The sequence below is a fragment of the Enterovibrio norvegicus genome (assembly GCF_002876705.1).
GTDB lineage: Bacteria > Pseudomonadota > Gammaproteobacteria > Enterobacterales > Vibrionaceae > Enterovibrio > Enterovibrio norvegicus_B.
Map to the genome: position 1 here is coordinate 1 of NZ_MDAG01000008.1, position 14,296 is coordinate 14,296.

Sequence of the window (14,296 nt, forward strand, 5' to 3'; positions counted from 1 at the left end):
GAGCAAGGAGTTGCTTAGTTGCTGGGCGAAAAGTTGCTCACTGAGCAAGAATTGGCCGAAATGAAAGGGCAGCAAACGACATAGTGTGTTTGCTGCCCTTCAACGTTTTGATTGGCGTGTCGAAACGTTAACTAAATGTCAGTACTTGGCCTTCAGCGCTTCTGCTAAGGGCTTTGTATTCCACTTTCGACACCACAGTGCCTTGGGCATCATGCAATTCAATCCATGTGCCTTTGTTGGAAAGTGCCGCGCCACCGCCGCCAGCACGAACAATCACTTTATGCTCTCGTCCTGGGGACAGGACCAAACGTTGATGCAATGTGGTGGTGCCGGATTTGGTTTTAATCTGCCAGCCAGTCACGTCCAACAAACCAGGGCTGTCATTTCGAATGGCGACCCATTCATTGCGATCGCCCGCACCAACAGGGTTTGGCAACGCAGATGAAATGGCGACATCACCTTCCTCAAACAACACCACATCAGGATTTGAGTGCGGATCGAGAAGCGGTTTGCTGTCATCTCGGTTTTTCAATATCGGGAAGAAGGAACGGATATGCAGACCGCGTGACTTATCCTGCGCGGTTTCTCGGTAAACCACCAAATCGTAGCGCCAACCGTTGATCGCGACACGGCGTTTTGCTTCGCCATTGAAAAATGACAAAGGATCGACATCATTTTTGTAGCTCTCAATGGTTGCGAGCGTCCCGATGGCAAGGAGGCATTCAGGGCTAATGCCAACGAAGAACCCACCTTTCGATTTGTGTGCGGTTTTGTTGCCCACGCGCCAGCGCATAGACAGGGTAGCGACATCGGTATTCAATTGGCCTTCTGGGCCGTCGTAAAACGAACCGAGGTAGTTCAAATCCGTTTTGCCATCGATCCCGTTTTGCTCATCCCAGTAGAATTTCACCCAACAGTGATAGCCACCCACTTGATACTGCGCACCTTGTTTCTTAAATTCGCCAAGAAACACATGTTCAAAGCCCGAACAATCGTGAGTCGGAGAACTGTAGTAGTTGGTATAAAGCCCAAACCACATGTTTTTCACTGAAGCTTTGAATGTCTCTAAGCTCGTGAAATCGACACACTGATTGGCACCAAAGGTATCGCTGCTGAACGGAAGGTCTGTTTGTTTGGTCGCCGCGTAACCCAAGCCACCTTTGGCCGTTTCCGCGATGGCATACTGATAAACCTGCTCCATGAGTGAAGATTGATCACCCTGAGTACGTGCAAAACATGCGTCAAGGAAGGTGTCGATTTCCTGCAGTTCTTCTGCGGTGTAGCCCTCTTTTTTGCTCTGCACTAAATTGTAATTGTCGATCAGCGCCTTGAGTGATTGGTAGGTCGGAAGCGTCGCGAGCTTGTCGGTGTTCACATCTTCAAACAACGAGAACTGCGCTAAATCGCGGTGTTTTGGTTTGCGATGGCCTTGTTCACGCAGCTTGATATCAGCCTGTTCATTCACCCAACGGCCATCTTTCATGCGTGTAACCGAAAAGCCTGTTTCGTCGCCATCCCAGAGATCTTGCACGATGTCGAAGTAGTCGCCGCGCGTCTCAATGATGTCTGTTGGAGACTCAATCGGCCGCATTTCCGGTGTTTGAATGTCGTTTGATTCGGTGTAGTTGTTCGGGGAGTAGAACATCGGATTTGCTTCGTACAGCGCTTGCTCGAAATAGAGGTCTGTAAGCTCGCTGATTTGCGTCAATGAAACCTGATAGTTCTCAAGGTTCAGGGCATGTTTGCCGTTCTGATCATCCCAGAACTCGCTTTGTTTCATCAAAAACGCACGGCACTGCAATTCCCCATTTTTGGTAAACACAATCACCTTCCAAAATGCGGACGGGATGTAGGTACCTCTATATGGCTGGTCATTGATCGTATTGATAGGGCCGGTAAATACTGACAACTTATCGCCAAGTTCTGGGTCTTCAAGCAGCCAGTTTTCGAGTTCTAGCCATTCATCTTGGTTGAACTTTGCATGTTGCAGATTGGCATTGGTGTAAAAGAAAGAATCGCGATTGGCCTGGCTTGCCTCGGCACGTGTGCCCCAAGTGATCGCCGCGCGGCGAACCATGTGGCCGCGATCCCAATCATTGTTTTTGTAAACGCTAGCACCTGCTTGGTAAGCAATGTCTACGCGTGGGTCAATTTTCCAACGGCTTCGACGAATCTGAATCAAGCCTTTCCGGTCAACGTTGTGGGCGGTGTAGAACGCGGTTTTGGTTTCGCGGTTCATTACCAGTGAAAAGTGCTCATAGTGGAGCGGATCGCCATCATCCCAAGCAATTTCTCGTAGTTCTTCGCCAAGGCGAGGTAATTGAACAGGATGCGCGAGAAAGTCGGTATTGAATCCTTGAGCTGCCATCAAAATCTCCAGTAGGGAACGAAAATACCTTCCTACGGTAAAGCAGTTGCCTTGGAAAATGGGCGAAACTGGCGCTGGATTCCAACATTGCTTCGTTGTTTTATAAGGTGGTCGAACGTGTTGGAAATAAGAGTCGGACATTGACGGTAGGTAAGAGCAAGCACGAAAGGTGTCGAAAGTGCGGAACAATGATCAAGGAAAACATATCTTCAAAAAAAATTGCGACCAAATCACGTCGTGATCGTCTTATAAGGTATTCCATTGAATATTCATGATTGCGCTATTATCACCCATGGTAGACACATCGACAGGAACTGACATGCCAGATACATTCAAGCGAGAGTTAATTGAGGCATTTACGCCGCTGCAGCAAACCATCAAGGGTTATCTCGCGAGCAAAATATCGAATGCTGATCAGGTTGATGATCTGCTTCAAGACGTGTTCTTAAAAGCGTGGAAGCAAGCAGATGCTGTTCCTGAAATTCAGAGCTTTCAAGCATGGCTATTGAGCATTGCCCGGAATACTGTGATCGATTTTTATCGCACACGAAAACTCGACAACGTAGAGCTGCACGAAAGCATCGTCGAAGAATTAGATGAAACCCTCGCATTGCACCAACAGCTTGGTAATTGCATGCTGCCATTTATTAATGACCTGCCAGAACAATACGCAGATGCTCTGCGTGAAGCCGACATTCATGATGTGAAACTGGCTACCCTTGCTGAACGTGAAGGCGTGAGCTTGTCTGCGATAAAAAGCCGCGTGGCAAGGGGCAGAAAACTATTGCACAAAAAGGTCATCGCCTGTTGTGATGTGACGTTTGCAGGTGGTGTGGTGTCTGATTACGGCTGTAAAGGCGATTGCAACTGAACTCGGCCTGCAGCGTTGGACATGAGCCTCTGCACTGGATGAGCGAGAAGGGACAAGGTGATACACTGCATGCTTCCTACGACACGAAGAAAGCACCATGTTAGATAAAGAAAAGATGCTGAAATTGGCACGAATGAAAATGCCTTTCGGCAAATACGCGGGTCGCGTGATCATTGATTTACCCGAAGAGTATTTACTGTGGTTTCGCAAACAAGGCTTCCCTGAAAATGAGTTGGGCGCGTTGATGGAACTTGCGCTGGAGTTGAAAATTGAAGGGCTAGAAACCCTTATTCGGCCGCTAAAACAAGACTAACGATCGCGTCGTAAACAACAATATCTATTGCTGAGCGGCGGCTCAGCAATGCGCATCAAGGACGAGTGTTCGCTCGATATACATCATGGAATCATTGTCTCTCTCGCAAGCCCGCAAACTTATCCTTCATTCACAACAACTGCCCCACAACATGCAAGGCGGCAGTGCTTTGTCAGCCACTTTGTCGGCAATAGAGCAATTGGGTTACATCCAAATCGATACCATTTCTGTGGTGCAGCGCGCGCATCACCACACCCTGTGGAATCGCAACCCGCGTTATGACGTTTCTCACCTTGATAGCTTGGTTGCAAGTAAACAGGTCTTTGAGTATTGGTCGCACGCAGCCGCCTTCCTGCCCATGCGTGATTATCGCTATAGCTTGCCGAGAAAACATGCGTTCAAAAGCGGCGCACAAAGCCACTGGTATAAACGCGACTTTCAGATGATGGATGACATCTTAAAACGCATAGAAGCGGAAGGGCCGTTGCTGGCGAAAGACTTCGAGGGCGAGAGAAAAACCAAGCAAGGGTGGGGCAGAAAGCCATCAAAACACGCGCTCGAAAACTTATTCATGCAAGGTGATTTGATGATCACTGCGCGTCGAAATTTCCAGAAAGTGTACGATCTAACAGAACGGGTGTTACCTGACGGCATAGACACATCACGGCCAAATGATGAGGAATATGCCCGCTTCTTGATCACGCGTTTTCTTGAAGCCAATGGTTTAGGTAACGCCATAGAAATGAGCTATTTGCTCAAGAACACCAAACCACTTATCACGTCAGTGCTGAAAGACATGGTTGCCAGTGGAGACATCCTTGAAGTTGCGATCAGCGATGCGGTGTATTTCGCGTTGCCTCAGTCACTTTCCTTGCTCGATAAACCCCTCGCCAAACGAAAAGCCAAGATCTTATCTCCGTTTGATAACCTGCTTATTCAACGAAAACGCGCCCAGTTCTTTTTTGACTTTGACTACCTTATCGAATGCTATGTGCCAGAAGCCAAACGTCAATTTGGTTACTTCTCGCTGCCCGTATTGTGGAATGGCGACCTGGTTGCGCGAATGGATTGCAAAGTCGATAAGGTGTCGTCAACCTTGGTGGTGTTGCACCTTGCCCTAGAAGCAAAGCTCAAGAACACAGAAACATTTAACGCGAGTTTGCACGACGAACTACAGCGTTTCGCTGCATTTAACGGTTGCGAAAGTTATCGCATTGAAAGAACCTCAACAGCGTAAAGTGTCTTAGAAGGAAGAGGCATTAAACCAGTTCAATTGTTGCTTTGGTTTCTCACAATTGGTTGAGTGTCTATCTGCGTTGTCGTGCATCATGTCGACGACAAATCACGTCGAGCAAGGTTAATCACCTCACACACCATGAACAAAGCAAAACACCTTCAATTACTCATCTACAGTTTCGTCACGTGGTTGAGTTTCTATTTGATTGGCTTACCCGAGTATTATCAGCAATGGCCGCTATGGTCCAAATTGGTGATCCTTCCTTTGGTGACCTTCACCTACTTTCCCGTCACCCGATACACGCTCAATAAATATTGGGATGACGGACGTCATTTCATTAACGCATGTTGGCTGGCGTTGTACCTCACCGTGCCGCTGTTTATCTATGATTACTTCCTGCTCGCTGTCTACAAAGGGCTGGGGATCGAATTTGTCATACCGTATTGGTATCTCACCTTCTTCTATTTTTCATTTTGGGTGCAGTTCCCTTACATCGGCTGGCGAATGGAAAAAGAAGAGAACAAGGCGTAACGGTCGTTCTGTCGCAACAGCTATTAACTGTTCCACCACGTGATGATGCAAATCTGGGGTTTAGGAAAAGAGACGATAGGGGGAAAGCTTTCAGACAGAAAGAGGCTGCATGATGCAGCCTCTTTGGGTGTTTACTCCGCGCCGTAGCTGGTCATGGAATCAAGGTAAAGATCAAGCAGGGCTTGATCGTTAACCTTGATGGCAACATTCTGCGCGGGCATGTCGCTCCATTCGTCAGTTTTGTGCTTGGTGTCCGTGTACTTTTGTAATGTATGCCCAACGGCTGGGCCATCGCAGACGACGCGCACCGGGCCTTTGCGAAGGGTAAACAGCGATGGGTCGATCACATAGGCAATGGCTGATGGGTCATGAACAAAGCAGCCGTTAACGCCCATGCGTTCTTTGTAGAAGTTTAAGTAGAAGCGGCTGATGTCCCACATAAACTGTCCCACTTCCCCGCAAGTATCGCGCAATGTGTCGATATAATCTGACGAGAAGAAGGCTTCATGCGTAACATCCAAACCCACGATGGTAACTTGCCAAGGCGCAGTGAACACAATGTCTGCTGAGTGCGGGTCATCATGAATATTGGCTTCGGCAAACGGCGTCACATTGCCAGTGTGTTCGTGTGTGCCAAATGCGCCACCCATGATCACGACTTCTTTAACAAGTTCGGCAATTTCAGGTGCGTGGTTATACGCGAGAGCAAGGTTGGTTAATGGACCAACGGCCACGAGCGTGACGTCGCCAGGCGATGCTTTTACGGTATCGATGATGTATTGAAATGCGGGGCGTGGATCGGCAGTGATCGTCGGTGCCTCAATGGCAATGCCGCCAAAACCATTTTCGCCATGCACGGCGATACTGGCACCTACTGGTTCACGATATAGCGGTTTGTCTGTTCCTTTTACAACGTCGCACTGAAGGTTAAAGCGTTCTTTGAGATAAAGTGCGTTGCGTGTGCCGGTTTCGATGTCTGCATTGCCAAAGATGGTGGTGAGAGCCAACAGTTCAATGTTTGGATTTGCTTCAGCAAATAGGATCGCCATTGCATCATCAATTCCCGGGTCGGTGTCTAATATTATTTTGGTTGTCATTGTGGAGACCTAGCCGATGAGTGAGTGCCTATTCTATGGAAATTTCACGGATGACTTATGCGGATATGTGTGTTTTTATTGTGACACTTATCAATAAATTCATGGAAAGTGACATTTATCCCTCTGAAAGTAGGAGGGAATTATCGTCATGTCTCTCATTTTAGATGTCAGCGTTTCTGTGTAGAGAAGGTTTTATCACGTGCGCGGCATGACAGGGCGTTGTCTAAATAGAGATAAAAGAGTGCCAGAGGCTGCTCTTTTATCTCGTCGTGGTTTTTAGACAATGCATAAGGAGGCGTGACTAATGCTCGGCACCCTCTATCGCTGGAGAGACAAGGTGTCGGTTTTCTAAAAAGCTCATTAAGTCTTGGATAGGCAGGGATTTAGAATAGAAATACCCCTGAACATAATCAAAACCTTGATGTTGCAAATAAGATTGTTGATCAATGTTCTCAATACCCTCTGCGATGATCCCCATATTGAGCTTATCGGCAAGGTATTGGACCACACTGAAAATGGCTTTTGCATCTTCATCACGCGGTAGCGCTTGAGTGAAATGACGATCGACCTTTATTTGGTCAAACCCGTAGGTCAGCAAATACTCCAGTGATGCAAAACCTGTCCCGAAGTCGTCCAGGGTCACAGTCACTCCTGCATTTTTTAGCCAGTGGCGCACTTTGTAGCTTTTCTCGGTATCGAAAATTTGGCAAGACTCTGTGATTTCGATATCAATGCGTGTCAACGGAACATTAAACTCCTCTGAAAACATCAACAAGTCGCTGATGAATTGGTCTGACACCAACTGCTTCGGAGACACATTCACACTCATCCGAAAGTGCTCAGGTAGTACATCTAAATAGTGACTGAGATCGGAAAAGGCGCGGCGTAGGATGGCTTGCCCAAGCGCAACAATCAGCCCGTTCTTTTCTGCTTCTTCAATGATTTCGACAGGGGCGCCGTCTTGTTTGGTGTCACTGTTCAATCGCAATAAAGCTTCGCAACCGACGACTTCACCAGAATGCATGCTGACTTTGGGTTGGTACTCCAAATAGAAATCATCATTTTCAATGATCTTTTGTAGTTTCTTCCTTGTTACATCACGGCGAGAGCGCTCTAGGTCGGCATCTTCGTCATAGAAGCGAATGCATTTTCTGCCAGCGTCTTTCGCAACATATAACGCGATATCAGTGCAGTGAAGAAGACGTTGCGGTGTGTGTGCATCTTGCGGATACACAGTGACGCCAATGGATGTGGTAATCCATTGCGTGTTGTTGATGTCTTCGCGATGCAGGGGAACGTTCAACACGGGATTAAGTTGCTCGACCAGCGCCTCGGGTGTGGTGTAGTTGTTAAACACGATGATAAATTCATCGCCACCCGGTCGGCTAATGATCGCGGTGTCTTTTAGTGTGCTTTGAAGAATTTCGGCGAGAGTGGTGAGCAATTCATCACCCAATTGATGCCCGTACGCATCATTGATGCCACCGAAATTATCGATGTCCAAGGAGACAACAGCAAAGCGAGAATTTTGCTCACACAGCGCACTTAGCGTTGAAAGCAATGCTCGTCGATTAGCTAAACCTGTTAATGGGTCTTTCTCAGACAATGCTTTAAGTTCCGCTTTGGTTCTCTCTAGCTTGTTCATGTACTTCGCAGCATGATCAATGGAGGTGTTGTAGGCCCGAATGAGTCGGCCAAATTCATCTTTTTCATGGCCGGCGACGGTGATCAGTTTTGCGCGGTTAGTACGATCAATGTGTGAGTTGTCATCAATGTGCTGAATAATGTTCGACAGTGGCTTGCCAATCTGGCGTTGAAAGAAAACACACAAGAACACTGCCGTCATAAAAATTTCGACAGATGTAGAAAGGAAAATCGTCCAGATCAGTTGGTGAAATTCATCGGCAGTGGGCACATAGTCGATACTGCCCACCAGTGAGCCTACGTCGGAGTCTACGTGCTTACCGTCGCGAAAGACGGGAAACGTCAATGCATGGTTTATCGTTGACGTTTCATAGCTTGGTAGAAAAGAAACGTACCAATTTTCCGTCGACGAAGACGGTGTTTTTGATGCTTTGGCAACGATGTCACCGTAGTTATCGAGCAAGATAACTTCTGAAAACAAAGAGTCTTTCTCGAAACCTTTCAGCAACGAGTACCCCTGCGTGGAATCCAAGTTGAATGCGGCATAGGCGGCGCTGTCTGTAATCTTCTCTAGCTGAGAGTTGGCTTCACGATACTTTTCGTCATAGAGGCTTTGTAATTGCACATTGGCCATTATGACGCTCATTATCATCCCCGCCACAAAACTCAGTAATATCACTGAGGTGACAAATCTGCGCATCAATGGCGCGTTTGATGATGAAAACAACCAGTTGCTCATGGATTACCTTCTGTTTTTCACTATGGTGCTGCGGCTTCACACGAAGCAACGTGCAGTTTTTTAGGATCATCTTGTGTACACACGTCATAGAGCTTGCCGCTTTTACGTAACCTGTTGTATGCATTCTCCAATGCGCTAATCACACTAGGGTCTGACTTGGGGTTAATGGCAAGGTTAAGTACCAAAGGGGATTCAGGGTCGCCTAAATAAAGGAAAGATTTCAGGTCTTTGCCGATACTGTCGTCAAATGCATAGGTAGACCAAGGGCCCAATACGAAATCGCACTTCCCATTTCTCAACAAACTAATGCGAAGCGCCGGTCGAGCGACACTGCCATCCGGCGTTCGGAATGTGTTTAGAAGGCTGTTCAAAGAGAAGAGGTTTTTATTTTGCTCAAACCCGAGTGTTTGTAGTTGCTGGTAAGAATAGGTTTCTAGTTCAGAGCAGACTCGAAACCGTTTGGCATCTTCTAAAGAGGTAATGGCTAAATCTTCACGGTGGTTTAAACCAATTAATGATGAACGCTCTAGCGCGTAAAGGGGGCCAATCCAATGAAATAAGTTTTTTCGCTTCTCGGAATAAGCAATGGAAAAGATGGCAACGTTCTTTTCTTTTGTCGCCGTTTTGTAAGCGCGCGCCCAAGGCATAACATCGATTACTGACCCTTCCATATTCGCTTCTTTGAGTATGACTTCCATCATATCAACGGCGCGACCACTGAATTGGCCTGCATCATTAAAGACTTGGAAAGGGGGGAGCAACTCACTCACGACACGTATTTGATTTTCGGCACGTGCGCGTTCACTAAAAAATATCATTCCTGCGATTATTATTAGTAATTTCATTATTTTAAGATACCGATTGGCGTTAATTTCATGCTGCTGTATGTATCATAAATCCGTGTGGTTTCCTGTTTTAAATAACACGGTTAAGAATACAATACCTTTCGTTAAACCTCTTGATACAGCACGCTAGTGACTTAACGTAGAGTGTACAAGGTTCATCGATAAGAAAATGTCTCTTAATTGATACGTATAATAGTTTTTTCGCGATTGAATTTAAGTGTCGATACAGAAGGATAGAAAACAAGTCTTTGTTTTCATGAAATTAAACACGTTGCTTATTTGATTAAGGTGTTGAATATAAATATGAAACCAAGGCTGCTCAGTATTACATTCATGCAGGGAGTCAGTAACCTTAACGATGTTGTGTCTAAATTGACAGCATAAAACGTGTAATTTCATAATGGGAAGTAAGCTCACATTTTTCGCTATTTTAAAGCGGGAAAACACACCCGAACAATATAAGAATGACAGCGCTAAATTATCTGAACCGTAATAATCTACTGCCAAAAACCTTTTGCTAAGAGCCTACTGCCAAGAACCACTTACCAATGCTGAGTGGAGAAATGATCACTAAGGTGATCAATGAGTGCGCGCACCGCTGGAGGCATGTTCTTTCGAGACGAGTAGAGCACATACACTTGCATGTCTTTAGGTTTCCAACTTGGCAATACTTCTACGAGCTTTCCTGATTGCAAATGTGTAGACACCAGATATTTGGGTTGCATAGCAATGCCTAAATCCGCGATAGCGGCTTGCGTTAACAATGTTGCGTCGTTTGCCGTGAGGTGGCAGCTAATATCGATAGATTCAATGTCAGTGTTTTTTTGAAGGTGCCATACATGGCGTTCAAAATTTTTGTACCCTAAGCACTCATGCGCCTCGAGATCTCGTGGGTGTTTTATCTCGGATGATTTGTCGATATATCCCGGCGAGGCAACCAATACGGATTCGCAAGGTGCAATCGGTTTACCAATGAGTGATGGGTCGGGGTCTGACGCAATGCGCAGTGCAAGGTCGATACGTTCCCGCGTCAGATCGGTAGTGGAATCTTCCAAATCAACATCGATGACCACGCTGGGGTGGGCATGCATAAACCCTTTTAGCGCAGGCACGAGCTGTGCGTAGCCAAAAGACATGCTGGTAGCGAGCCGGATTGTCCCTGTTAGCTCATCGTTTGCTGTGGTGAGTAGAGTGAGTTCATCCGCTTTTTCGAGAAGACGTTCGACATCGACAAGACACGCTTCCCCCGCTGACGTCAGGGAGACTTTTCGCGTGGTGCGATTTAAAAGTCGGGTTTGCAGCCAGTTTTCCATCGCTTCGATGTATCGCGTCACCATAGGGCGTGACATATCCAAGCGATCAGCGGTTGCCGTAAAGCTCCCTGAGTAAGCCACATCCACGAAGACTTTTGCGGCGGTTATTCTGTCCATATATGCATATTTTACGAAATAATAACGTCAGTATTTGCTGCGTTTTTGAACATGTCAATAAAGCCTGAGTGGCGAATTACTCCTGCTCAAGCCCTGTTCTTTTGGCGATGTCAGATTCAAATCCGTCTAGGCTGGTTTGGTTTTTCTTTAGCCAATACCGTTGAATGCCTTCTTCACCTTGACGATCAGACCATTTGTCCAAGTCATCACGATCGCCTTCGTAGCTGAAATTCGGCACAGACATGCCACACGAACTCTGCACAAGGTCGATATCCAACAAGAAAATTTGGCGCGAGGCAAAATTGATGGGGAACAAGGCCGAGAAAATCTCCCACTCCGGATCATTTCTATGCAGTGCGCGGGCTTGACCATAAGCGCGAAGGATCAGTGGCGCACCTTCAAAGGCACAAAACATGATGGTCATTCGTGGGTCTCGAAGCACATGTGCAGCAGATTCATTGCCGCTGCCCGTTTGGTTTAGCCAAGCGATGGTTTTATTGTCGATAACGCGCAGTGAATCGCCGCCTTTGGGTGACACGTTAACCTTTCCACTCTCAGCCGCTGTACCGACAAAATACATTTTCTGTTCGCCGATGAATGCGATGTGTTTTTCACTCAGTGATTTGGTTGTTTGTCCCATGTTTCGTCCTTGATGATGCCGCCATATACAGAGTGAATACCGTAACATTGTTGATTTTTCATACCAAGTCACGTGGGGTGCTTCGTCATTGAAAGGGGGGAACCGTGACAAGACGCGACCTTTTTAGGTGTCCAAATAGCTGCATCATGGAGTCATGCCTACTCTTAAGTGACTGTTTTAAGGAGTAAACCGCATGGCTGACAGCGCATCGTTACTTGTCTACAAGACTTACATGAAAGCTTTGAAAATAGCGGCGAGAATCATTCCCATTCCTCGACCGACGCTTTTTTCTGGCGCCAATAGCAGTGAGCAACTCTGTGAAGCCATTGGGTTAATGAACATTGGCAAGTTACTGATCGTGACTGATAACGCGTTGGTGGACATTGGCCTTGTGGGCAACATCGAAGCACAGCTAATTGCAAACGGGGTGGATTTTGTGCGCTTTTCCGATGTGACGCCAGATCCCACGTATCCGCAAGTTGAAGATGGATTAGCACTTTACCAGCGTGAGCAATGCCAAGGGATTCTTGCCATTGGAGGTGGTTCACCTATTGATTGCGCCAAGGTGATTGCAGCACGGGTAACCAACAAAAAAGCCATTAAACGCTTAGCGGGATTGTTGAAGGTGTGGCGAACGCCTGCACCGCTGTTTGCACTGCCAACCACGGCGGGGACAGGCTCTGAAGTGACCGTCGCCGCAGTCGTGTCCGATCCGAATACTCATCAAAAAACACCCTTGATGGATCCAAAACTTGTGCCGCTAATGGCAGCGCTTGATCCCGTATTGATGACGGAACTCCCTCCGCACATTACTGCTGCAACGGGCATGGATGCGCTCACACATGCCGTGGAAGCGTATCTTTCGGTAAATGCCACCGCAGAGACCGATGCCTACGTTAACGCAGCCATGGCTTTGCTTAGCCGCAACCTTATCGCGGCGTACAAAGACGGACGTTCACTCAAAGTCAGACAGGGCATGGCGTTTGCGTCTTACTATGCTGGCCTTGCGTTTACTAAGGCTAGCTTGGGCTATGCACATGCCATTGCCCACAATCTAGGCGCGAAATATGGCACACCACATGGTGTAGGTAATGCGCTGGCGCTGCCTCATGTTCTGGCATTTTCTCTACCAGATGCGGCCAGTCGAATGGGGAATCTTGCCAGAATGGTGGGTGTGGGGGATGAAGAGTGGGACGACAATACCAATGCCCAGGCTTTCATTGATTATGTGGTGATGTTGCAAGAAGAAATGGCGTTACCGAAAACCTTAGAAGCCATTAAAAACCACGATGTTTCCACTATTGCGCAATTGGCCATCAAAGAAGCCAATTGGAATTACCCTGTCCCACGTTATCTCACTCAGCTCGAATGTGAGTCACTGATTCAAAAATTGATGGTGTGAGGCAATAGTCGCTTCGTGTTATTGCTGTGCTTGAAGTTCGAACTGGGCTTTTTTTGATAGCGAAGACATGGCCTTGCTATAAGACCATGCAATTAACGTCGCTAAATACTCTTCGTTAAACACAGTGACATCCACAATGGTGACCCAGTGAAATCGATGCATATATCGTGCGGGTTTCACGCCGGGTTGGTCAAGCAATTCAAGGAAGCGCTCTGGAGAAACACGGATGCTGAAACGCCATTGTTCAGGCTCGCTGGTCTTGAAGTAAGCAAACTTCTTTCCACCAACGCTGTATATCAACACGTTATTGGGCGCGGCTTCTTCGTGTTCACGCACGCTCGTCATTGTGAGGCAGTGCTGCTTTAGCGTTTCTACATCCATGGTGTCTCTTCCTTGGTCACTACCCGTTTACGCGACTTCTTCTGCAAGCTGTGTCAAATACGATTGCATGAATACCGTGCGACGTTTGGCTTCTTTTTGCGCTGCGGGAGTTTTCATGGTGTTTTCGAGTTTCAACAGCTTGGTATAGAAATGATCTAATGTGAATTCGCTATCATCTGGCTCACGTGTTTCGCAGAAAGGGTCGTCAGGCGAATACAAAGGACGATTCAGTGTGACGCTGACTTGTAAGCAGCGTGCAATGCCAATTGCGCCAAGGGCATCTAAACGGTCTGCGTCTTGAACAATTTTTGCTTCGAGCGTGGAGGTTTCAATGTTTGCGCTAAAGCTATGCGCGACGATCGCATGATGAATGCCTGTCAGATACTGCTTTGGATAACCAATGTTTTCTAAAAAGGCTTGTGCTTTATCTGCAGCATACAGTGAGCTTTGGTGGCGTTTAGGGTGGCCTTTTCCAAAGGAAAAACAATCATGCAGGTAGGCGGCGGGAATAACGATTTCAGGTATTCCAACTTCTTCTTTGCATAGCTGCTTGGCAGTTTTTACCACACGCAGAACGTGCTGAAGGTCATGCGCGAGATCTTGGGTCATTTCTTGTTCGATAAAGGCAAGAAATGCGGCTTCGCGTTCAGGCGTGAGGACTTTGCTTTTGTCTAGGATCATGTGGCCAACGATTGGATTGTTTGAGAAGAAATTCTTATTAGATTAAGGGCAACAGACCCTCGATATTTTGCGCCATAGTATGCGCCAATTCCCGTTGAATTCTAGCGTCTTCACATT

The 14,296-nt window shown here is 47.0% G+C and carries 13 protein-coding genes; 5 read left to right on the forward strand and 8 right to left on the reverse strand.

Features of this window, described 5'->3' with window-relative positions:
- Nucleotides 1-127: 127 nt before the first annotated feature.
- Complete coding sequence (locus BCT27_RS04475; protein WP_102315833.1) at nt 128-2,368, reverse strand: DNA/RNA non-specific endonuclease; 2,241 nt, start codon at nt 2,366-2,368, stop codon at nt 128-130.
- Between the two features lie 319 nt (nt 2,369-2,687).
- On the opposite strand from BCT27_RS04475, the gene BCT27_RS04480 reads away from it, so the two are divergent.
- The 4 genes from BCT27_RS04480 (at nt 2,688) to BCT27_RS04495 (ending at nt 5,320) form a co-directional block, all read left to right on the forward strand.
- Nucleotides 2,688-3,239 carry a sigma-70 family RNA polymerase sigma factor gene (locus BCT27_RS04480; protein WP_157939232.1) on the forward strand — a complete coding sequence of 184 codons (552 nt, stop codon included), beginning with the start codon at nt 2,688-2,690 and terminating at the stop codon, nt 3,237-3,239.
- A 97-nt stretch (nt 3,240-3,336) separates the two neighbouring features.
- Nucleotides 3,337-3,552: a DUF3820 family protein gene (locus BCT27_RS04485; RefSeq protein ID WP_074928672.1), complete on the forward strand. Its 216-nt coding sequence runs from the start codon at nt 3,337-3,339 to the stop codon at nt 3,550-3,552.
- 85 nt (nt 3,553-3,637) lie between these two features.
- A complete protein-coding gene (locus BCT27_RS04490) occupies nt 3,638-4,789 on the forward strand; it encodes a winged helix-turn-helix domain-containing protein (protein WP_102395161.1) in 1,152 nt (383 codons plus the stop codon).
- A 138-nt stretch (nt 4,790-4,927) separates the two neighbouring features.
- On the forward strand, nt 4,928-5,320 hold the full coding sequence (locus tag BCT27_RS04495; RefSeq protein WP_102395162.1) for a hypothetical protein: 393 nt from the start codon (nt 4,928-4,930) through the stop codon (nt 5,318-5,320).
- Between the two features lie 131 nt (nt 5,321-5,451).
- Here BCT27_RS04495 and BCT27_RS04500 read toward each other — a convergent pair whose 3' ends face one another.
- The 5 genes from BCT27_RS04500 to BCT27_RS04520 all read right to left on the reverse strand — a co-directional run bounded on the left by BCT27_RS04500 (nt 5,452) and on the right by BCT27_RS04520 (nt 11,715).
- Nucleotides 5,452-6,417: a nucleoside hydrolase gene (locus tag BCT27_RS04500; RefSeq protein WP_102315837.1), complete on the reverse strand. Its 966-nt coding sequence runs from the start codon at nt 6,415-6,417 to the stop codon at nt 5,452-5,454.
- A gap of 301 nt (nt 6,418-6,718) precedes the next feature.
- Nucleotides 6,719-8,707 carry an EAL domain-containing protein gene (locus BCT27_RS04505; protein WP_241908502.1) on the reverse strand — a complete coding sequence of 663 codons (1,989 nt, stop codon included), beginning with the start codon at nt 8,705-8,707 and terminating at the stop codon, nt 6,719-6,721.
- A gap of 113 nt (nt 8,708-8,820) precedes the next feature.
- Complete coding sequence (locus BCT27_RS04510) at nt 8,821-9,618, reverse strand: substrate-binding periplasmic protein (protein ID WP_102315839.1); 798 nt, start codon at nt 9,616-9,618, stop codon at nt 8,821-8,823.
- A 569-nt stretch (nt 9,619-10,187) separates the two neighbouring features.
- Complete coding sequence (locus BCT27_RS04515) at nt 10,188-11,075, reverse strand: LysR family transcriptional regulator (RefSeq protein ID WP_102395164.1); 888 nt, start codon at nt 11,073-11,075, stop codon at nt 10,188-10,190.
- Nucleotides 11,076-11,151: 76 nt separating this feature from the next.
- Nucleotides 11,152-11,715 carry a pyridoxamine 5'-phosphate oxidase family protein gene (locus BCT27_RS04520; protein ID WP_102315841.1) on the reverse strand — a complete coding sequence of 188 codons (564 nt, stop codon included), beginning with the start codon at nt 11,713-11,715 and terminating at the stop codon, nt 11,152-11,154.
- A gap of 193 nt (nt 11,716-11,908) precedes the next feature.
- On the opposite strand from BCT27_RS04520, the gene BCT27_RS04525 reads away from it, so the two are divergent.
- The gene (locus tag BCT27_RS04525; RefSeq protein WP_102395165.1) at nt 11,909-13,117 is read left to right on the forward strand and encodes an iron-containing alcohol dehydrogenase; all 1,209 of its coding nucleotides are present in this window, start codon (nt 11,909-11,911) and stop codon (nt 13,115-13,117) included.
- An 18-nt stretch (nt 13,118-13,135) separates the two neighbouring features.
- On the opposite strand, the gene BCT27_RS04530 is transcribed toward BCT27_RS04525, so the two are convergent.
- A complete protein-coding gene (locus tag BCT27_RS04530) occupies nt 13,136-13,498 on the reverse strand; it encodes an MmcQ/YjbR family DNA-binding protein (RefSeq protein WP_102395166.1) in 363 nt (120 codons plus the stop codon).
- 27 nt (nt 13,499-13,525) lie between these two features.
- Nucleotides 13,526-14,179 carry an HD domain-containing protein gene (locus BCT27_RS04535; protein WP_102395167.1) on the reverse strand — a complete coding sequence of 218 codons (654 nt, stop codon included), beginning with the start codon at nt 14,177-14,179 and terminating at the stop codon, nt 13,526-13,528.
- Nucleotides 14,180-14,296: the final 117 nt, after the last annotated feature.

Excerpts from the sequence above, each read along its gene's own strand:
- BCT27_RS04475 (WP_102315833.1), bottom strand. The coding sequence starts at position 2,368 with ATGGCAGCTCAAGGATTCAATACCGACTTTCTCGCGCATCCTGTTCAA.
- BCT27_RS04480 (WP_157939232.1), top strand. The coding sequence starts at position 2,688 with ATGCCAGATACATTCAAGCGAGAGTTAATTGAGGCATTTACGCCGCTG.
- BCT27_RS04485 (WP_074928672.1), top strand. The coding sequence starts at position 3,337 with ATGTTAGATAAAGAAAAGATGCTGAAATTGGCACGAATGAAAATGCCT.
- BCT27_RS04490 (WP_102395161.1), top strand. The coding sequence starts at position 3,638 with ATGGAATCATTGTCTCTCTCGCAAGCCCGCAAACTTATCCTTCATTCA.
- BCT27_RS04495 (WP_102395162.1), top strand. The coding sequence starts at position 4,928 with ATGAACAAAGCAAAACACCTTCAATTACTCATCTACAGTTTCGTCACG.
- BCT27_RS04500 (WP_102315837.1), bottom strand. The coding sequence starts at position 6,417 with ATGACAACCAAAATAATATTAGACACCGACCCGGGAATTGATGATGCA.
- BCT27_RS04505 (WP_241908502.1), bottom strand. The coding sequence starts at position 8,707 with ATGAGCGTCATAATGGCCAATGTGCAATTACAAAGCCTCTATGACGAA.
- BCT27_RS04510 (WP_102315839.1), bottom strand. The coding sequence starts at position 9,618 with ATGATATTTTTTAGTGAACGCGCACGTGCCGAAAATCAAATACGTGTC.
- BCT27_RS04515 (WP_102395164.1), bottom strand. The coding sequence starts at position 11,075 with ATGGACAGAATAACCGCCGCAAAAGTCTTCGTGGATGTGGCTTACTCA.
- BCT27_RS04520 (WP_102315841.1), bottom strand. The coding sequence starts at position 11,715 with ATGGGACAAACAACCAAATCACTGAGTGAAAAACACATCGCATTCATC.
- BCT27_RS04525 (WP_102395165.1), top strand. The coding sequence starts at position 11,909 with ATGGCTGACAGCGCATCGTTACTTGTCTACAAGACTTACATGAAAGCT.
- BCT27_RS04530 (WP_102395166.1), bottom strand. The coding sequence starts at position 13,498 with ATGGATGTAGAAACGCTAAAGCAGCACTGCCTCACAATGACGAGCGTG.
- BCT27_RS04535 (WP_102395167.1), bottom strand. The coding sequence starts at position 14,179 with ATGATCCTAGACAAAAGCAAAGTCCTCACGCCTGAACGCGAAGCCGCA.